Origin of the sequence: Alcanivorax sp. P2S70 (assembly GCF_000475295.1) — a bacterium.
GTDB lineage: Bacteria > Pseudomonadota > Gammaproteobacteria > Pseudomonadales > Alcanivoracaceae > Alcanivorax > Alcanivorax profundi.
On record NZ_AXBZ01000013.1, the window covers coordinates 52,978 to 71,874 of the forward strand.

22 protein-coding genes are annotated in these 18,897 nt (G+C 58.4%); 8 read left to right on the forward strand and 14 right to left on the reverse strand.

Annotated elements, in window-relative coordinates; translation table 11 throughout:
- Positions 1–61 precede the first annotated feature (61 nt).
- On the forward strand, positions 62–868 hold the full coding sequence (locus Q672_RS23125) for an SDR family NAD(P)-dependent oxidoreductase (RefSeq protein WP_022984824.1): 807 nt from the start codon (positions 62–64) through the stop codon (positions 866–868).
- Between the two features lie 10 nt (positions 869–878).
- Here Q672_RS23125 and Q672_RS23130 read toward each other — a convergent pair whose 3' ends face one another.
- Complete coding sequence (locus Q672_RS23130) at positions 879–1,829, reverse strand: 2-hydroxyacid dehydrogenase (RefSeq protein ID WP_022984825.1); 951 nt, start codon at positions 1,827–1,829, stop codon at positions 879–881.
- Positions 1,830–1,866: 37 nt separating this feature from the next.
- On the opposite strand from Q672_RS23130, the gene Q672_RS23135 reads away from it, so the two are divergent.
- Positions 1,867–2,535, forward strand: a complete 669-nt coding sequence (locus tag Q672_RS23135) for a DUF523 domain-containing protein (RefSeq protein WP_022984826.1) — start codon at positions 1,867–1,869, stop codon at positions 2,533–2,535.
- 34 nt (positions 2,536–2,569) lie between these two features.
- Here Q672_RS23135 and Q672_RS23140 read toward each other — a convergent pair whose 3' ends face one another.
- The 3 genes from Q672_RS23140 to speA form a co-directional block, all read right to left on the reverse strand.
- The gene (locus tag Q672_RS23140) at positions 2,570–3,025 is read right to left on the reverse strand and encodes a DUF4112 domain-containing protein (RefSeq protein ID WP_022984827.1); all 456 of its coding nucleotides are present in this window, start codon (positions 3,023–3,025) and stop codon (positions 2,570–2,572) included.
- Positions 3,025–3,369, reverse strand: a complete 345-nt coding sequence (locus Q672_RS23145) for a Rieske (2Fe-2S) protein (protein WP_022984828.1) — start codon at positions 3,367–3,369, stop codon at positions 3,025–3,027. Before Q672_RS23145 ends, Q672_RS23140 begins: the two co-directional genes overlap by 1 nt.
- A gap of 83 nt (positions 3,370–3,452) precedes the next feature.
- The gene (gene speA / locus Q672_RS23150) at positions 3,453–5,336 is read right to left on the reverse strand and encodes a biosynthetic arginine decarboxylase (protein WP_022984829.1); all 1,884 of its coding nucleotides are present in this window, start codon (positions 5,334–5,336) and stop codon (positions 3,453–3,455) included.
- Between the two features lie 197 nt (positions 5,337–5,533).
- On the opposite strand from speA, the gene speE reads away from it, so the two are divergent.
- Entirely contained in the window at positions 5,534–6,394 is an 861-nt protein-coding gene (gene speE / locus Q672_RS23155) for a polyamine aminopropyltransferase (protein WP_022984830.1), read from the forward strand.
- Between the two features lie 161 nt (positions 6,395–6,555).
- Here the strand turns inward: speE and Q672_RS23160 are convergent, their stop codons facing one another.
- The 3 genes from Q672_RS23160 to Q672_RS23170 form a co-directional block, all read right to left on the reverse strand.
- On the reverse strand, positions 6,556–7,767 hold the full coding sequence (locus tag Q672_RS23160) for a trypsin-like serine peptidase (RefSeq protein WP_022984831.1): 1,212 nt from the start codon (positions 7,765–7,767) through the stop codon (positions 6,556–6,558).
- A 169-nt stretch (positions 7,768–7,936) separates the two neighbouring features.
- The gene (locus Q672_RS23165; RefSeq protein ID WP_022984832.1) at positions 7,937–8,530 is read right to left on the reverse strand and encodes a 2-hydroxychromene-2-carboxylate isomerase; all 594 of its coding nucleotides are present in this window, start codon (positions 8,528–8,530) and stop codon (positions 7,937–7,939) included.
- 115 nt (positions 8,531–8,645) lie between these two features.
- Entirely contained in the window at positions 8,646–9,383 is a 738-nt protein-coding gene (locus tag Q672_RS23170) for an SDR family oxidoreductase (protein ID WP_022984833.1), read from the reverse strand.
- A 110-nt stretch (positions 9,384–9,493) separates the two neighbouring features.
- Between Q672_RS23170 and Q672_RS23175 the strand changes: the two genes are divergently transcribed.
- Complete coding sequence (locus Q672_RS23175) at positions 9,494–9,973, forward strand: winged helix-turn-helix transcriptional regulator (RefSeq protein WP_022984834.1); 480 nt, start codon at positions 9,494–9,496, stop codon at positions 9,971–9,973.
- Positions 9,974–10,043: 70 nt separating this feature from the next.
- On the opposite strand, the gene Q672_RS23180 is transcribed toward Q672_RS23175, so the two are convergent.
- Positions 10,044–10,976 (reverse strand): LysR family transcriptional regulator, encoded by a 933-nt coding sequence (locus Q672_RS23180; RefSeq protein WP_022984835.1) that lies wholly within the window; start codon positions 10,974–10,976, stop codon positions 10,044–10,046.
- Positions 10,977–11,120: 144 nt separating this feature from the next.
- Between Q672_RS23180 and Q672_RS23185 the strand changes: the two genes are divergently transcribed.
- The 3 genes from Q672_RS23185 (at position 11,121) to Q672_RS23195 (ending at position 13,459) form a co-directional block, all read left to right on the forward strand.
- On the forward strand, positions 11,121–11,951 hold the full coding sequence (locus Q672_RS23185) for an SDR family oxidoreductase (protein WP_022984836.1): 831 nt from the start codon (positions 11,121–11,123) through the stop codon (positions 11,949–11,951).
- Positions 11,951–12,640: a histidine phosphatase family protein gene (locus tag Q672_RS23190; protein ID WP_022984837.1), complete on the forward strand. Its 690-nt coding sequence runs from the start codon at positions 11,951–11,953 to the stop codon at positions 12,638–12,640. The genes Q672_RS23185 and Q672_RS23190 overlap by 1 nt, the downstream gene beginning before the upstream one ends.
- Positions 12,641–12,706: 66 nt before the next feature.
- On the forward strand, positions 12,707–13,459 hold the full coding sequence (locus Q672_RS23195) for an SDR family oxidoreductase (protein ID WP_022984838.1): 753 nt from the start codon (positions 12,707–12,709) through the stop codon (positions 13,457–13,459).
- A gap of 170 nt (positions 13,460–13,629) precedes the next feature.
- Here the strand turns inward: Q672_RS23195 and Q672_RS23200 are convergent, their stop codons facing one another.
- From Q672_RS23200 to Q672_RS23225, 6 genes are all read right to left on the reverse strand, one after another.
- Positions 13,630–14,475 carry a PqiB family protein gene (locus tag Q672_RS23200; protein WP_022984839.1) on the reverse strand — a complete coding sequence of 282 codons (846 nt, stop codon included), beginning with the start codon at positions 14,473–14,475 and terminating at the stop codon, positions 13,630–13,632.
- Positions 14,462–14,956, reverse strand: a complete 495-nt coding sequence (locus tag Q672_RS23205) for a paraquat-inducible protein A (RefSeq protein ID WP_022984840.1) — start codon at positions 14,954–14,956, stop codon at positions 14,462–14,464. The genes Q672_RS23200 and Q672_RS23205 overlap by 14 nt, the downstream gene beginning before the upstream one ends.
- The gene (locus Q672_RS23210; protein ID WP_022984841.1) at positions 14,949–15,593 is read right to left on the reverse strand and encodes a paraquat-inducible protein A; all 645 of its coding nucleotides are present in this window, start codon (positions 15,591–15,593) and stop codon (positions 14,949–14,951) included. The genes Q672_RS23205 and Q672_RS23210 overlap by 8 nt, the downstream gene beginning before the upstream one ends.
- A 175-nt stretch (positions 15,594–15,768) precedes the next feature.
- Positions 15,769–17,127 (reverse strand): DEAD/DEAH box helicase, encoded by a 1,359-nt coding sequence (locus tag Q672_RS23215; RefSeq protein ID WP_022984842.1) that lies wholly within the window; start codon positions 17,125–17,127, stop codon positions 15,769–15,771.
- A gap of 114 nt (positions 17,128–17,241) precedes the next feature.
- Positions 17,242–17,457, reverse strand: a complete 216-nt coding sequence (locus Q672_RS23220) for a DUF1653 domain-containing protein (protein WP_022984843.1) — start codon at positions 17,455–17,457, stop codon at positions 17,242–17,244.
- On the reverse strand, positions 17,454–18,164 hold the full coding sequence (locus Q672_RS23225; RefSeq protein WP_022984844.1) for an esterase/lipase family protein: 711 nt from the start codon (positions 18,162–18,164) through the stop codon (positions 17,454–17,456). The genes Q672_RS23220 and Q672_RS23225 overlap by 4 nt, the downstream gene beginning before the upstream one ends.
- 153 nt (positions 18,165–18,317) lie before the next feature.
- Between Q672_RS23225 and rloA3 the strand changes: the two genes are divergently transcribed.
- Positions 18,318–18,887 carry a retropepsin-like aspartic peptidase RloA3 gene (gene rloA3 / locus Q672_RS23230; RefSeq protein WP_022984845.1) on the forward strand — a complete coding sequence of 190 codons (570 nt, stop codon included), beginning with the start codon at positions 18,318–18,320 and terminating at the stop codon, positions 18,885–18,887.
- Positions 18,888–18,897: the final 10 nt, after the last annotated feature.

Here is an 18,897-nt window from a genome sequence, read left to right on the forward strand (position 1 = left end):
TTCCCGTTAAAAACACGGGCAACGGGGCCAATCCATCATCGCCAACACATCAGAGTAACCCATGAAACTCAAAGGCCAGACCATTGTTCTAACCGGTTCCTCCAGCGGCATTGGCGCCGAGGCAGCCGTTTTGATGGCCCGTCGCGGCGCCAGACTGTGTCTTGTTGCTCGCCGGGAAGAACAGCTGCGCGAAGTCCAGCAGCGCGTAGAGGAAGAAGGCGCCTACTGTGCCATCTACCCCTGTGATCTCAGCAGCAGCGAAGCGATTGAAGCCTGTGCCGACCAGATTCTGCGTGAGCAGCAGGACATTCATGCGCTGGTGAACAATGCCGCTCACTCAATCCGCCGCCCCATTGAACAGTCACTGGATCGCCTGCACGACTTTCAACGCACCGTACAGCTGAACTATATCGGCGCCGTGGCCATGACGCTGAAACTGCTGCCCCGTTTTCTGGAGCAGGGGCACGGGCATGTGGTGAACATTTCCAGCCTCTCCACCCAGATTCCCATCCCGCTGTTCTCGGCCTACCTGGCCAGCAAGAGCGCGCTGGAGTCCTTCACCCGCTCCCTGCAGGCGGAGATGGGCCATCAGGGGATCACCACGACGGTGGTGTATTTCCCCATGGTTCGCACCCCCATGTCATCGCGGACGGCCATCTATAAATACATGCCCATGATGCACGTGCAGAAGGCCGCAGGCTGGATCGTGGAAGCCTGCGAGAAACGACCGTCCCGTATCGCCCGCCCCATGGGCAAGCTCGGCAGCGTACTGCTCGCCGCCGCGCCCGGGCCGATCACCAACCTGCCGCAACCGCTGTTCAGGGGCATGGACAAACTGCTGGCCAGCCGGCTAAAGAAGAAGGGGTAAGCCGCCCCCCTCAATTCACCACGTTGGCAGGCGCGCCCGCCTGCCAGCTACTGATATTGCTGACAACGCCATCCAGCAATCGCTGGCGACACTCCCGGGTGCCCCACGCGTTGTGCGGGGTAAGGATCAGGTTGGGGATATCGTCAGCCAGCAGCACATGATCACGGGAAGGGGGTTCGCTGCTCAGCACATCCAGCCCGGCACCGCCCAGATGCCCCGAGCGCAGGGCGTCCGCCAGGGCCGATTCATCAATCAGGCCACCGCGGGCGGTATTGATCAGCAGCGCCCCTGCTTTCATCTGCGCCAGAAACGCCGCATTCACCAGCTTCTCGGTCTGTGCCGTCAGCGGACAGTGCAGGCTCAGCACATCGGCCCGGGGCAGCAGCTCGTTGAGCGGCAGGCGCCCCTCATGGCTCGCTCCGCTGAATGATTGCGCCACGGCAATCTCCATACCGAAGGCCTCCGCCAGCCGAGCCGTTTCCCGGCCCAGATCTCCGAAACCAATGATCCCCAGAGTTTTACCTGCCAGCTCCATGATCGGGTAATCCAGCAGGCAAAACTGCCGTGCGGCACTCCATTCACCCCGTTTCACCGCCGCATCGTACTGCACGCAGTGGGTGGCAAGGGTCAACATCAACATCAGGCTATGCTGCGCCACAGACGCCCGCGCATAGCCGCTCACGTTGCACACGGTAATGCCCTGGGCTTTCGCCGCCGGTAGATCCACATTATTGGTACCCGTGGCACAAATGCAGATAAGCTTGAGGGACGGACAGGCCGCCAGGGTGTCAGCATCGAGCACCACCTTGTTGGTGATGACGACCTCGGCCCCCTGCAAACGCGCAATGCGCTCCGCAGGCGCAGTGAAAGGATGGAAGGTCCAGGACATCAATGCCTCTAGCGCAGAGAAGTCCAGTTGCTCGGGGTTAACGGTTTCCGTATCGAGAAAGACGCCTTGCATGATCAAAGTCCTTCAGCGGAGAAAAAGGAGAAGGCCCATGCTAACGGATCTGCTGCAACAAGTGGGGATCGTCTTGCCACAGCAGGAATGGCAGAAACCGGTGATTGGTGTCAGCGCCTGTCTCACCGGGCAGAACGTCCGCTACGACGGCGACCACAAACGCAACGGCATCGTCATGCACCAGCTCGCACCGCTGTTGCGTTTTCGGGAAACCTGCCCGGAAGTGAGTATCGGGCTGGGCATTCCGCGTGCCCCCATCCAGGTGGTTCAGACCGAACAGGGCCAACGGGTCAAGGCCGTTGACGATCCCTCACGGGATTTTACCGACGCGCTGGAGGACGTTGCCAGCACCCTGGGCGAGCCGCTGTGCGGTTTTATTCTCAAAGCCCGCTCACCCAGTTGCGGCCATCTCACCACACCATTGCATGACGAATACGGCAACGATAATGGTATCGGCTCCGGCGCCTTCGCCCGAAAGCTGCACGAACTGTATCCCCGCATTGCCCTGGCCAACGAAACCGACCTGGAAAAACCCGCCTTCCTGCAACAGTTCGTGCTACAGGTATTCTGCTACCAGCAGTGGCACCACAACGACCATCAGGGCAGCTGGTTACAGGAACGGCTAACACAAAGCGACGCCCTTAATGAGCCACTGAAAACACACTTTCAGCATTACCTTTCCCGGCTGAGTCAGGCGATGCACTAGAAGATCTAGTGAACAGTTAACAGCGAAAACCGCATTAAAGAATCAACGTCAACCCGCCGGTCAGAATCGCAAACAGTACGGATAACCAGATGAGAGTCCACCAGGGGAAGGGTTTGGGGGGCGGTTCGACTTCCAGTTGTTTTTCCAGATAGTTTCGCAGCAACTCGGTGTTTCGGGTGTTGGCCTTATAGATCGCATCGAAGGCATCCCCGACTACTGGCAGCAGGCCCCCGAGAAAATCGATCAGCATGTTTCTCAACATACGCAGCTTCACGGCCTTGCTGGCGCCGGCGCGTTGCGCTTCCAGCAGCACATAACTGGCCAGCGCCAGACCCGCCGCATCACCAATGCCCGGGATCAGGCCAATCAGGGCTTCGGCTCCGAAACGGAACCGGGTAAACGGAATGCCAATACTGCTGTCGGTGAAGCGGCTGAATTTCTCCAGCCGCTCCAGTGCTGCTCGCTGTTGCTCTTCCTTGCTGAGGGCCATCAAATCTCCACGTAAAGCTGGCCGTTTTCTTCTGACACGGGCCAAGTATCCAGGGGTTTTTCGCCACGCACCACATTCAGCATCTGCACCCCCGGCGGAAAGTTTGCCCACTTCACCACCTCTCCCGTACGGATATCAAACTCCGCCCGGTGCAGCGGGCATTGCACACATTTATCCTTGAGAATCTTGCCTTTGCCTAACGAAGCAAAGACATGGGGGCAACGGGCCTGGGTGGCATAAAAGCCATCACTCAAGTGGTATACCACCAGTTTGGTTTCCCCGGCTTTCATTGCCTTGCTCTGGCCTTCGGGGATCTCCTGGCTGGCACAGAGTTCATAACGCATGGCGCTCTCCTTGCTGGCTGGAAAATCAAAAATCTGACGTATGGACGGTTTATATGACCTTTGTCGATACGCCTCGCTTTTCGTTACTCAAGATAGGTATACCCTGCCAGACCATCCCGTACCAGTTCGATGAATCCCTCTTGCTCATCATCGCTGAGATGGGCCTGGCGGCAGTGTTGCTCCAGCGACTCAAGCAAACGGTCCGGGTCATAGTTCACGTAGCGCAGCACCGAACTGACGGTATCGCCCTGTATGGCATGATCGAGAACAATCTCGCCGGCATCGGTGACATCCACATCCACCGAATCGGTATCTCCAAACAGGTTGTGCATGTCGCCAAGGATTTCCTGATACGCCCCTACCATGAAAATGCCGAGGTGACCGTTAATCTCAGCGGGCAACGGCAAGGATGACTCCACCCCTTCGCCGTCCACGAACTGGTCAATACGCCCGTCGGAATCACAGGTAATGTCCTGCAACACGGCACGACGCGTCACCGGCTGATTCAACCCGGACAATGGCAGTACCGGGAACACCTGATTGATGCCCCACACATCAGGCACCGACTGGAACACTGAAAAGTTCACAAACAGCTTGTCCGCCAGTGTTTCGTTAAGGTTATCCAGCAGCTCCCGTTGCTGTTTGCGCAACGGATTCAGGCGGCTGCGCAGGGCCAGCAAGCCGTTCACATACAGCTGCTCCCCCCGGGCGCGGGCATCCAGCCCCAAATCGCCGGCGATGTAGCGCTGGTGGATATCCTGCCAGGCTCCCACCACTTCGGAAAACCGCTCCAGCAAATTCCCGGCCTCACCCTGCAGGGCAACCTGAAGATCCCACAGCTGTTGCAGCTCCGGGATAGATTCGTCGCCTGGCTGCAAGGTGACCGCGACCGGCTTCTGGGCTTCCTGGTCGGTAATGTTCACCAGCAATACCGCATGGTGCGCCGTCAGTGCGCGCCCGGACTCGGAAATGATGTGCGGCTCAGGAACGCCATGTTGCTGACATTGCTGCTGCAGGGTCTGGACGATATGACGGGCATAATCCGCCACACCATAGTTCATTGAACAGTAGGAACGTGAGTGGGTGCCTTCATAGTCCACACCCAGACCGCCGCCCACATCCACGGTCTCCACCTGCGCGCCCAGCGCACGCATTTCGGTGTAATACCGGGCCGCCTCACGCATACCTGCCTTGATATCCTGGATATTCGCCACCTGGGAACCCAGATGGAAATGCAGCAGTTTCACACAGTCGAGTCGACCCGCCTCACGGCAGTGCGCCAGCGCACTCATCAGCTGCGGGGCACTCAAGCCAAACTTGGACTTCTCGCCCCCGGTGTTCTGCCAGTTGCCCTTGCTGATGCTCATCAACCGCACCCGCAGACCAATCCGCGGGGCCACACCCAGCTCATCGGCAATACGAAGCAGCGCAGGCAGCTCGGACATCTTTTCCACCACGATATTCACGTGGAAGCCCAGCTTTTCGCCCATCAACGCCAGACGCAGGTATTCGGCATCCTTGTAACCATTACAGACGATCGTGTCGCCCGGATTGGACAACGCCAGTACCGCCAGCAGTTCTGGCTTGGAGCCTGCCTCGAGCCCGATACGCTCGCCCTCTTCGCGAGCCCGAATGATTTCGTGCACTACCCGGCGCTGCTGGTTCACCTTGATCGGATAGACCGGGGTGTATTGCCCGTCGTAGCGATGGCCATCGATAGCCTCACGGAAGGCCCCTGCCAACAGTTTGACCCGTTGGCGCAGAATGCCGGAAAAGCGCGCCAGCACCGGCGCCCGCAGCCCCGCCTCACGACAGGCCTGCAACACGGCTTCCAGCGTCGCCTGGCCACCCTGCTCACCATTGGGACGAACACACAGCTCGCCATGCTCATCGATACGGAAGTAACTGTCGCCCCAGCGATCCACGTTGTAGATCTCACTGGCGGGAATGGAGCTTGAATCGGTCATTACCTGTCCTGAAACGGGCGAGGCCGTCACCGGCCACCGCAAAGGGGAAAACTGTCGCCATTATGCCTGCCTGCCACCGCTTGTCGCATCCCTTTTTGGGGCAAGGAATCAGGCTTTGACAGGGGGGCCACAGGTCTTACAATCGCGACTATTGTCCACCTCGGGAGCCCACTGGCTCCCACCCACTGGAAAGGCCCATGAGCAGCACCCAAAACAACTGGTTTTACGAGCACTTTGACACCGCTGGCACCGCTTTCGGCCTGCGCTTGAAGCAGAAGCTGGAAGAAGTGCAGACCGAGTATCAGCACATCGAAATGTGGGAAACCGACAGCTTCGGTTACCTGATGACCATCGATGGCGCCACCATGCTCACCACCCGTGACAACTTCCTTTACCACGAGATGATGTCGCACCCGGTGCTGTTCAGCCACGCCAATCCCAAACGGGTCGTCATCATCGGTGGTGGCGACTGCGGCACCCTGCGCGAAGTGCTGCGTCATCCCGGCGTAGAAAAAGCCACCCAGATCGATATTGACGAGATGGTCACCCGCTACTCGGAGAAGTATTTCCCGGAACTGTGCGAGTCCAACGACGACCCACGGGCGGAACTGCTGTTTGAAGATGGCGTGCAATACATGCGCAACTGCGCAGATGGCAGCGTGGACGTGATCATCGTTGATTCCACCGACCCGGTAGGCCCGGCGGAAGGGTTGTTCAAGGCCGATTTCTTCCGCGATTGTCACCGTGTGCTGGCCGAGGGCGGCATCATTGTGCAGCAATCGGAATCCCCGCTGCTGCACAGCGACACCATCATCAAGGATCTTCACGCCAACATGCGCGAAGCGGGTTTCACCAGCACCCAGACGCTACCCTTCCCGCAGCCGGTTTACCCCAGTGGCTGGTGGAGCTGCACGATGGCGGGCAAGAACACGCAAGTGGGCGAATTCCGCGAAACGGATGCCTCAGACAAAGGCTTCGACACCCGGTACTACTCTGCCGCCATTCACAAGGGCGCGCTGGTGCTGCCGCCGTTCATGCAGGCCGCGATTAACCGCTAACTGCTACAAGCTACAAGCTACAAGCTACAAAAAAGAATGCCCTTGTCTTCGCTGGAAGCAAGGGCATTTTCGTTCAGGCATACCAAGCACCGGGAACCTGGCATGCACAAGGGAAGATCTTTCTCCATTCACTGATGGCGGCTTTTCTGCCTGCTCGTAAACTATCGACAGCCAAATCCGTAAGTAAAGGTTCCGAACTTGTCTACGCTGTACTTCTGCATCCCCACGTTCATGTCATATTTTGACAAGTACTTGTTCATATCTTTTCGCGTAAACACCTTGCCTTCTGGATTACGGGCAGAAAGGTAATAAACCCCGTTTCCGGTATCAAATACCGGCATTTCATGCTTGGGTTTCAATAACATGAAACCTCCTGCACGCCAATCTCCTGCATGGGTTTTATAATTGTAGGCGATGTAAAGATCTTCATCGCTGCACTCGTTTCGAGCGTAGACATAGATCTTATTTTGATTGACATAATCCATCTGAATCCAGGGCTCGACAATTCCTTCAGATTGATAGGCCGCCGACGCGAATTCGCCTTTCGTGATATAGCGAAAGATTTTTGCCCTTTCCGGTGAGATTCGGGACCCAAAATTCATTTTGGCAGATTCACTCTGAATCACAGCCTGCACATGGAACGTGTCATACTCCCCGGAGTAAATCAGTACGGGGCTCCCGCTTTGCCCTTGAAATACATCGCAGTCAATCCACAGATCGTTGTGATTGTAAGGGTTACGATTTACCGCCTGACAACCTTCCTGAAAGTATTGATGCCCATCCTGCTTGTCACCAGGGTAGCCGATGGTAGACACCTCTCCATCCGGGAAATCGGCACGCCCCCAAAAGCCGAACCAACCTGCAACCTGCCCGGCATGCCGCCCGTTATCTGCCGGCTCCAATTCCATGATTGCTATATCCCTGCCCGTATCCTCGTTCGCATCATGGGTATAGCTGGCGGGCAGAAAGACCCGAGCAACCCGGTACTTGTCGTAGTTAACCCTGCCTTCCTGAATACCAGGATAGAAGAACTGGTTCTCGTGAAGCTTGCCTTGACTGTCGAATGCGCAATGCGCCGCTGTCACAATATAGTTCTTCTGGATCAGCGAGCCGGTACAGGTCGTTTTTGCAGTTTCACCCGACTCCAGATGGTTATAGGTAATGAGCTCCCCCACCCGGCGGGTATATTTTTTCAGGTAATAAGGCACCTCACGGGTGCTTCTGCGATCATCTTGGCCAAGGATGCCACGGCTTTTCACTTCATCCGCCAGATCCTCAGGCACATGCTCGATAGTGGGCGCACCAACAGGCTGCGCCGCAGCGACAAGCGGCCAACTAACGAGCATCGCAGCCAGCAATCCCGCTATTTTCATATCCAATCCCCATCACTGATTACAGAACCCTGTTCCTGATTGTGATGGACAATCTCGACAAAACAACTTTTTTCGTGACTGGAAGAAAAATTGATATAAACAAAAAAGGCCACACCCGTCGCCGGATATGGCCTTTTTCACTTTGATCTACTTCGTTTTTTGATTGTCGTTATTCACTGCCTTTGAGGGCGTCTTCGACAAAATCCAATCTATCCTGCCCAAAGAACATTTCATTGCCCACAAACATCGTCGGCGCGCCAAACACACCGCGCTTTACCGCAGCTTCGGTATTGGCTTTGAGCTGCTCTTTGACAGTCTCATCGCTGGCACGGGCCAACCAATCTTCTGCGTCCAGCCCCGCCTCCGTCAGCACGCGCGTCATCTCGTCCACTTCCGACAATTTACACGGCGCTTTCCACATGGCGTTAAACATGACATCCACCATGTGCTGCTCCTGCTCTGTACCCAGAGCAGCAGTGATGACGCGCATGGGAGTAATGGTGTTCACCGGGAAGTGCGTGTTCATGGTCAATGGCACCTGGTAACGGCTCGCGTAGCGAGCCAGATCGCGCATCATGTACATGCCCTTGGCGGGGACGGCGCCGGGAGGCGCATTGCCGGTGGCCTTGAACACGCCTCCCAGCAGGATCGGCTTGAGTTCCAGTTGCGCCCCGGTTCGCTCGGCAATGGCCGGAAGCTGGCTCCAGGCCAGGTACGCCGTAGGGCTACCCACATCAAACAGAAATTCAATTTTTTGAGTCATGATATTGTCCTTTCAGGAATGTCCGCAGGAGCGCCGCTCGCGGCGCGATAACCCAACGTCAGGAATCGCGCCGCGAGCGACGCTCCTACGGCAGGATTTTGGTGTTGCGTGTTACTCAAAACGTCTCCATCCACGGACGCAGATCGATCTCGTGGGTCCAGGCGTCACGCGGCTGTTGATGCAGCATCCAGTAGGTTTCGGCAATGTGTTCCGGATTGAGAATACCGTCCTGCGCTTTTTTCGCGTACATGGCCGGGAAGTTGTCGCGGATAAACGCGGTATCGATGGCACCATCGATCACCGGGTGAATGACATGGATGCCTTCCGGCCCCAACTCCCTTGCCATGCTCTGGGCCAACGCTCGCAACGCAAACTTGGCCCCGGCGAAGGCAGAAAACCCCTTGCCTCCGCGCAAAGAGGCCGTGGCTCCCGTGAGAATAATGGTCCCCCGCTGGCGCGGCACCATCACTCGGGCCGCCTCCCGACCAGTCAGGAAACCGGCAAATGCCGCCATCTCCCAGACTTTGCGATACACCCGAGCCGTCGTTTCCCGGATCGGGAAGAAAACATTGGCACCGATATTGAAAACCACCGCCTCCAGTGGCCCCACTTCCGATTCAATGGTATCGAACAAGGCTACCATCTGCTCTTCATCGCGGGCATCACAGCCAAAAGCGCGTACCCAGCCGCCATCACCCTCGATCTCTGCCACCAACTCAGCCAGGGCCTCCTTGGTGCGGCGAGCGACACAGACCCGATACCCTTCCCGGGCGAAACGTTTGGCGATGGCGCCGCCGGTGGCATCACCGGCACCAATCACCAGCATGGCCGGCGCTGTCTCTTTCTGACTCATGGCTCCTCCCGGGCAGTCCTCAGTTAGTTCCAATTTAGAACCCATGGTGAGTTCTTTTTTGGAACCTGTCAAACAGGTATGATGTGGGGACACCTTTTCGGAGAGCCCACATGCGCTGGCAAGACATCGACCAACAGCCCTGCTCCGTGGCCCGCAGCCTGGCCATCATCGGCGACAACTGGACACTGCTGGTGCTGCGCGACTGTTTTCTTGGCGTGCGCCGTTTTGATGATTTTCAGCAACGGCTGGGGGTGACCCGCCATGTGCTCAGCGACCGTCTGCGCAAACTCACTGAAGGCGGCATCCTCGACAAGGTTGCCTACCAGCAACGTCCGGTTCGCCACGAATACCGTCTTACCTCAATGGGAAGAGATCTCTACCCGGTGATCGTGCATCTGGCACAGTGGGGAGACCAGTATCTGGCGGACGACCACGGCGCCCCCCTTACCCGCATTCATAAACAATGTGAGCACACGCTTCAGGCCCAGCTGCACTGTCGCCATTGCGGCGAAACGGTAGCCGCGCAGGATATCCGTGTGGAGGAAAACGCCCACTGGAAAGGCAAGATTCTGATGAACAATCAAGGCTGACTTCACCAGCCGCTGCTGCATCAAGATTGCTGACTCGCTTTCCTGCGCGGCATAACCAGGAAACTCGCGGTCAGGTTCTTTCATTATTGAGCATCAACTGGCCCTGTTGCTCTTCCAGCAATGCCAGCACCTTCTGCCGTAACCAGCGATGCGCGGGATCGCCTGCCTGGTCACGATGCCAGTACAGATGCATTTCCAGGTCCGCAAGGTCCGCAGGGAACGGCTGCAGTACCATCCTCTCACGGGACAAACGCCCTGCCAGCGTCGCGGGCAGGGTCAGCAGCAAGTCCGTATTCTGCACCGTGGAAATCGCGGCCTGATAGTGCTGGCAACGTAACCGGATATGGCGGCGGTAGCCCTGCCGGGCAAGACCGAAATCTTCCAGCCCCGGCCCTTCCCGCCGGGACGAGACCAGCACATGCTGAGCGGCCAGGTAGGCCGGCAGGTCCATGCCTGCCGCCAGAGGATGCCCCTCCCGCATCATCACCACCATGGGGCCGGACAGGACCGGCACATGCTCAATGGTCTCCGGCAAGGCCAGCATCACATCACAGGCCAGATCCAGTCGTCCGCTGGCCAGCTCCGTGGGCATCTGCCGCCGCCGGATAGTCAACGACTGCAAGCGAATCCCCGGAGCCTCTTCCATCAACTGCGCCATCAGCGGCGGTAGCAGGCAGCCCTCCAGGCCATCCCGCAGGCCAAGCACAAAAGTCCGCTCGGCGTCGGAGGCATCGAACCCGCCTTCATCACTGAGGCAACGCTGAAACCCGCCCAGCGCGTGCCGTACCGGGCTCACCATCGCCCGGGCCCGGGCGGTGGGCACCATGCGGCTCCCCTGGCGCACAAACAACGGGTCTCCCAGGCGCTCGCGCAGCCGTCCCAGCGCGTGGCTGACCGCAGGCTGGGTCAGGTTGAGCACCTTGGCCGCACGGGTCAGGGAGCCCTCGGTATAGATGGCGTCGAACACCACAAACAGATTCAGATCAAAGCGCGAAACATGCATAGGATTTATCAGGTTTCATTTTGAGGATTCATTGGATTTATTGAAGCCCGCTCTCTAGCATCGGTCAATGAATAGCTGCACGACGCCACCATGCTGTCGTCTTACGCACGCACGATGACCGAAACCACCACAGCAGGACACCCCATGAGCCAGACTTCCCAACGCATTTTCATCACCGGTGGCGCCTCCGGACTGGGTCGCGCCATGGCCGAAGCCTGGTTGCGCGAGGGTGCCCGGGTACTGATCGGTGACGTGAACGAAGAGCGCGCTGCCGAAACCCTGGCCGCATTGAAAGACCTGCCCGGTGAACTGGCCTTCCAGTATGTGGACGTGCGTGACACCGCCAGCCTCAATAACGCCCGCGAGTGGCTCGAGCAGCAATGGGGAGGCCTGGATGTGCTGGTAAACAATGCCGGGGTGGCAGGCGCGGCCCGTATCGACCGTGGCGACATGGCGGACTGGGACTGGATCTTTGATATCAACGTGAAGGGCGTAGTCCGGGGTTGCAAGGTGTTCGTGCCGATGATGAAACGCCAGGGCCATGGCCATATCGTCAATATTGCGTCGCTGGCGGGACTCCTCAACGCACCGGTGATGGGCAGTTATAACGTGACCAAGGCTGGAGTTATTTCCCTGTCGGAAACCCTGCGCTTCGAACTGGCCCCTTTTGGTATCCACACCACGGTGGTGTGCCCCGGCTTCTTCCGCACCAACCTGCACGAATCCATGCGCAGCCCCGAGCCAGGCATGATCGAAACCGTGGACAAACTGCTGGCCAGCAATGAGCTGACCGCCGACCAGATCGCCAATATGATCAAGCAGGCCGTGGCAAACCAACAGTTCTTCCTGCTGCCACACAAAAGCGGGCGGCGCGCCTACTTCTTTAAGCGTTTTGTCCCTGCCATCTTCAACCGCATGATGCTCAAAGGTGCCGAAGGGTTGCGCCGCAAACTGGAAAAGGCGGAGAACGCCTGATGCCAGTGATCTACCTGATTCGTCATGGTCAGGCCAGCTTCGGCAAGGAAGACTACGATCAGCTCTCCGAACCGGGTTGGGAGCAAAGCCGTATTCTCGGCCGCGCCCTGCAAAACCAGGATCTCGGCGTTGCCCGCCCGATCTGCGGCACCATGCGCCGCCACCGGGAAACCGCAGAGGCCGCCCTCGGCGAACTCGGGCTCCCCGCCGAGTGGCACACCGACACCGGCTTCAATGAGTACAACCATACCGAGCTATTGGCGCTGGACTGGCCCATGGCCAACGACCGCGCCGCCCTGACCGAGTGGCTGGGCAAACAGGCTAATCCGCGGAAGGTTTTCCAGGCCCATTTTGAACAAGCCCTGCGACGCTGGCAGCGTAACGACGACAGCGACCGTAGCGCCTACAGTGAAACCTGGCCCGCCTTTCGCGAGCGTGTACTGGCCAGCACCTATAGCCTGGGCAACAGCCTCAGCAGTGGCGAAAGCGCGCTGGTCTTCACCAGCGGCGGCGCCATCAGCGTCATCATCCAGCACCTGCTGGACATGGACGACGAGGCCCTGATCACCTGGAACCGCACCTTGATCAACACCAGTGTGACGCGCATTCTTGTGAATGCGGGCAAGCTACGGCTAGTCTCGGTGAACGAGCACCTGCATCTACCGAGCGATCAGGTCACGTACCGATAGAACATCTTTCCGTAGGAGCGTCGCTTGCGGCGCTCCTGCAGCAAACCATTAAACGCGGGGATAACCATGCCGACACGCAAGACGATTCTGATCACTGGCGCCAGTTCCGGCCTTGGCGAAGGCATGGCGCGAATTTTTGCGGCCATGGGGCGCAACCTGGCCCTGTGTGCACGACGCATGGATCGGCTGGAAACCCTGAAAGCGGAACTGGAAAACAAACACCCGAATATTCGCGTGCTGATCAAACCGCTGGACGTGAATGATTACGATCAGGTGTTTGCCGTGTTTGACGCCTTCCGCACGGAACTGAGCGGCATCGACCGGGTGATCATCAATGCCGGCATGGGCAAGGGCCAGCCGCTGGGCACCGGTTACTTTTATGCCAACCGCCAGACCGCCGAAACCAACTTTGTGGCGGCCCTGGCCCAGGCCGAAGCCGCCATGGAAATTTTCCGGGCCCAGAACAGCGGCCACCTGGTGATGATTTCTTCCATGAGCGCCATGCGTGGCATGAAGAAAAATCTCACTACCTACGCAGCCACCAAAGCCGGCGTGGCCATGCTGGCGGAAGGCCTGCAGGCAGAGCTGATCGATTCGCCCATTGAAGTGACCACCATTTTCCCCGGGTTCATCAAGTCAGAGATCAACGAAAAACTCAAAAACACGCCTTTCATGGTCGACACGGAAACCGGCTGCAAGGCCATGGTCAAAGCCATCGAAAAAGAACCCCTCAACGCCGCCGTCCCCGCCTGGCCCTGGGGCCCCATGGGCATCGCCATGCGCCACTTCCCGCTGAAGGTCGTGACGAAGATGATGTAGTAGAGGGGCAGTGAACAGTTAACAGTGAATAGTGAACAGTTCGCGCCGAACGATTTGAGGATTTTAAACGTATGAGGCCGCGTCCAACATTTGGGCGCGGCCTCATACATTTGTTCTGCACGGCGCTACTGCGCGCGCTGTTCACTATTCACTGTTAACTGTTCACTACCTCACCCCTGCCACTTCAAGATCGGCGCCCACTCACGCCAGTCGTCTTCTGCTTCGCGGTGCAGCTCGAAGCGGGTGCCGGGCCCGGCCAGGTTGCCGGCTTCGGGTGGGGTGGCGAAGCTGATGCCTCCACGTAGCAGGTTTTCCAGAGAGCTCGCCTGCACTTCCGCTCCCTTGAACAGGCCCACATCCACCGTCAGGCCAGAGCTGTTCCAGAACTTGCTGTTGGTGCGCACCAGCTTGCTGTATTCCGGTTTGATGATGGCCTGGATTTCAACAAAGCGACCATCCTGGCTCAATTCACTTTCGCCGATGGTACCCACTTCCAGATCCCGGTAGTAAATGTGGCGGCCCTTTTTCAGGGAGCCTAGCTGGTTGGCAACCAGGGTGATCTTGAGTCCCAGATCGGGCTGTTGGTCAGGCGGGGTTTCCAATCCCTTGAAAGTCTTTTCCGGTTCGCCTTCGCCCGGTTCTACGGCAATGTATTTCCCCGACACCAGGGTATCCAGGTTACGGGCACCGGCAATGCCCAGCTCCGGTTCCACGATCCAGAACTTGCTTTTTTCCCGTGCCAGTTTTTCCGCATCACGATTCAGGCTGGCATGCACGTTCACCGTTTTCAGGTCATCACTGAGTACGATTTCATCCACGCTGCCCACTGGCACACCCCGATAACGCAGCTCGACCCCCGACTTGATGCCCGCGCCGTTTTCAAAGCTGATCTCAATCTGCACATCGCGCTGCAACAACTGGTCGTACAACAACCAGGCCGCCACGATCAGGCTCAACAGGGGCACCAGCCAGATAGGCGATGGCCAGTGCGAGCGTTTCACTTCAGCTGTTTCCATGATCCTTGTTCCATAGTTGATTGGGCGAAAAGGCATGAGCCGACAACATGGTCAGCACCACCGCAATACCAAACGCGAGAATGCCGGGCTCCGGTTGCACATTGGCCAGATTGCCAAATTGCACCAGCGCCACCAGCAACGCGACCACAAACACATCCAGCATGGACCAGCGCCCGACCCAGTACACCAGCCGGTAAGCCCGGGTACTGGTCAGGGGCTGCGATTCCGTCGGCGCGCGCCAGTAAACCACCGCCAGCACCAGCACCTTGAACAACGGCACCAGCAAGCTGGCCACCATGACAATAATGGCGATGCCCGGCATGCCCGCGTCAAAGAGCTGCCAGATACCCTCTGCAATGGTACTGGTCTTGCTGCGCCCCCCCTGGGTGACGGTCATGATCGGCAACAGATTGGCGGGCACCAGCCACACAGTAGCGGCAACCAGTAACGACCACGCTTTGGCGTGCGGCTTATCAGGCATCGCTCACCTCACCGGCGCGCTGGTCAATCAGGCGTTGCAACTGCTCCGGCTGCGCCAGGGTTTCCACGATCAGCCGTAACAGCACTGCCAGCCCCAGACAGACAATGCCGGCGCCCGGGGTCACCGTGGCCAGGTCGCCCAGTTTGGTCATGGAGATCAGAATCCCCAGCAAAAAGATATCCGTCATGGCCCATTCCCGACTCTGCCGATACACCCACATCCAGCGTGGCGACGGCACCGGCTGGTGCTGGCGAGCCGCCCATAGCAGCCGACTCACAGCAACCAGATTCGCCAGCGGCATGATCAACAAGGTAAACAGCAACAGCAGTCCGGCGGGCAAGTACAGGCCATGCATCAGGGCAAAGATGCAACCGAGCAGGCTGGCGTGGTTATCAAGGCCAAGGTTTTCAAGACGCAATAGCGGCAACGTCAGGGCCGGGACCCACAGGAAGGCAGTGGCCAGAGACAGGGCCAGAAGGGAATCCGGTTTCAGGCGCCAGGCACCACTTAGCTGACAGTCGCAACGGGGACAACGCCACGTGCCGCGCCCCTTGCCGGAGGGCAAGGCAAGATCGGTATGGCAATCCGGGCATTGCAAGGTGCCCGGTTCGGGGGACACATCCCTGTCCGCTGGCAAAGGCCGCTCCTTTCCCTGAGAGAAGTACTAGGATGACATTGCCTGATTATCCCGTCTGTGAAAAGCCAGCGGGGTTTTACCGATTTTTAAAAAGCGACAGGGAAGGCAAGCCACCGCATTCGCAGAGGAAGCATCCGTTCTCACTGCGGATACGTGGTGGAAGCGGTTCTATTTTTTAATCCAGCGGCCCCGGGTTTTTCTTTTTCTTCACCGTGGCATAACCGCCCTGGGTATCCGGTGCGGCAGGTTTGCTGCTGCGTTTGGCGGGTCGCTTGGCGGCGGCCTTTTTCTTCAGCGGTTTCTTTCCGGTTTTTTTCGCGTCGGTTTTCTTTTTGATCTTTTTCTTCTTGCTGCCAGCGGCCTTGCCGTTGGACTTGAGTTTTTTCGGCCCCATGAACTTGCCCTTCAGGGCATCCACAATGCGGAATTCAAACTGCTGGCGCAGGTAACGCTGAATGCTTGCCATCAGGTTCCACTCATGGGCCGCAATGAGGGAAATGGCCGTGCCTTCACCGCCAACCCGGCCAGTGCGGCCAATGCGGTGTACGTATTCGTCACCACTGCGTGGCATGTCAAAGTTAATGACCAGATCCAGCCCTTCCACATGAATACCGCGGGCCGCCACATCGGTGGCCACCAGGATACGCACGCCGCCATCCTTGAGCCGGTCCATGGCCAGCTTGCGCTCTTTCTGGTCCTTCTCACCATGCAACACAAACACCTTGTGACTGGTGGCGCGCAGCACGCCGCCCAGGCGGTCGGCCTGCTCACGGGTATTGGTGAAAATCACCGCCTTGTCATAGGTCTCATGGGCCAGCAGCCACTGCACCAGGCGTTCTTTGTGCGCCACATCATCGGCGGTGATGATCTGTTGCTGAATGGATTCATTCAGGTCGCGGACCGTGTCCAGCAACAGGAACTTCGGCTCCTTGAGCACACTTTCCACGACCCGGTCCATGGCATTGCCACCACGGGTGGCCGAAAACAGCAGCGTCTGCCGTTCACTGCGGCATTCCGCCGCCAAACGCAGCACATCTTCACTGAAGCCCATGTCCAGCATGCGGTCGGATTCGTCCAGTACCAGCACTTCCAGATCACCCAGCAACAGGTTGCCGGCTTCCAGATGCTCAATCAGACGCCCGGGGGTGCCGATCAGGATTTCCGGGTTCTTGCGCATGCTGGCGGCCTGAACCTTGAAGTCTTCCCCACCGGTCACCAGCGCCGCCTTGATAAAGGTGTAACGGGCCAACGCCTCCACTTGCTTGAGGGTCTGCTGAGCCAGTTCGCGGGTGGGCAGCAGGATCAGCGCCCGGGTATCGGTACGGGGGCGGGAATGCTGCAGCAGGCCGTGCAGCAGGGGCAGCAGGAAGGCGGCCGTCTTGCCGCTGCCGGTACGGGCAATCACCCGCAGATCATGGCCCGCCAACGCGTCGGGAATGGCCGCCGCCTGCACCGGGGTAGGCTCGGTAATATCCTGTTCGTCAAGCGCGCGCACCAGGCGCTCGTGCAGGTTCAGATCAGCAAAGGTGGACATGGGAATCAGCTCCGGAGTTGAAGGGGCATTGTAGCAGCTGCCAGAGTTGAAAGTTCAAAGTTCAGGGAGCAAAAGTGCAGGAATGCCGTCCGCCCCGGACCGCGTTTCAACCTTTCACTCACCGATCCAGGCAAAGCGGGGTTGAACCTGACCGTCTCGCTCGACGGTTTCGGTGAACATGGCCAGGGGACGCACCCACAGAGCCCCATCCCCGTAGAGAGGCCGGTAGACCACCACCGTCTCTTCGGTCTCTGAATGCGTGGCCAGACCAATTACCTGGTATTCATTGCCCTTGAAGTGCCGGTAACGGCCGGGCTTCAGTTCCATCATTTGTCTCTCTCGCTATCGTAACGGGCCAACCGTTCAGCGATGGCCGCCAGCACCGCGGGGTTCCAGGGCAGCCCCACATGAGTCCCTGCCACTTCCACGTTATCGGTATTCGGGCCGTCATTCTCCAGACAGCAAGGCCAGCTGACAATGCCATCATCGCGCGTATAGATCGCTGTGCAGGGAACAGGCGGCGGCGCAATTCGTGCCTGGAAGGCATCGTGATCCGGGTCTTGCCGGTTCGGATTGAACAGCTTGAACAGGGCCGTCACATTGTTGGCTTCAGGATCCCGGTTGATCGGACTGCCGAGGGTAAACACCTGACTAACCTGTTCCGGATACGCCCTGGCCAGCTCACGGGCAAACACGCCGCCCAGGCTCCAGCCCACCAACGCCACCGGCGTGCCATGACGGGCATGGATCGCCTGCAACTGACTCACCAACAATGACTTGCGCTTGCCGTTCATGCCCAGATTGGTGCCCTGCGCCCAGCCATAACTGGTATAGCCCAGCTGCGCCAACCCTTTTCGAAGTGGGCGCGTACTAACATCGCTAGCCCCAAACCCCGGTAATATCAGCACTGGCTCGCCGTTGCCGCGTGGCAGCGGGTGATGCCCCATCCCACGCAGCAGGTAACGCCCATAAGCCAACATCGCCCGGCTCTCTCCCAGTAACAGCCGCAGGGATGGCGGCGCCAACTTGTCAGTCATGGCAATTCCATTTTTCGCTTGATGCCCAGATGGTACCCTGTGAAAAACACTGTTAAACCCTGTCCGCTACGATTGGCTCAGCCGGCCTGCCGGGGAACACTGCGGCCCAGCCCCGGTCGTAAAGAGTGAATCACGGAATCACAAGGAGCTTCCATGAAGAAAGGTCTCGTCACCGCACTCGCCCTGTCCCTACTAAGTACATCTGGCCTGGCCATGGCAAAACAGCCTCAAGGCGCCAAGAACATTTACGGTTGGGTCGAGAAAACCACGCTGGAACCGTGGGGGGTTGAGCTGAAGACCAAGCTGGACAGCGGCGCCCTGACCTCTTCACTGCATGCCACCGACGTGGAGGTCTTCGACAAGGACGGCGACAACTGGGTGCGATTCAAGGTAAAAGTGAAAGACGAAGCCACCGGCAAGATTGTCAGCAAGACCTTCGAGAAGCCCCGCTACCGCAAGGTATTAATCCGGGGAGCTGGCGGGGAAGAGCGACGCCCCGTAGTACTGATGAAGCTGTGTGTGGGCGACACCCTCTATGAAGAACAGTTCACCCTGAATGATCGCTCCGACATGATCTACCCGGTGCTGCTTGGCCGCCGCACCCTGTCACATCTGGGCTATCTGGATGTCACAGAAACTTTCCTCCACAGCCCTGATTGTGACGAGAATTCGCCAGTCAAACTGGACAAGGATCAGGAAGACGACAAGGACATCAGCGACTAACCTGCCACGA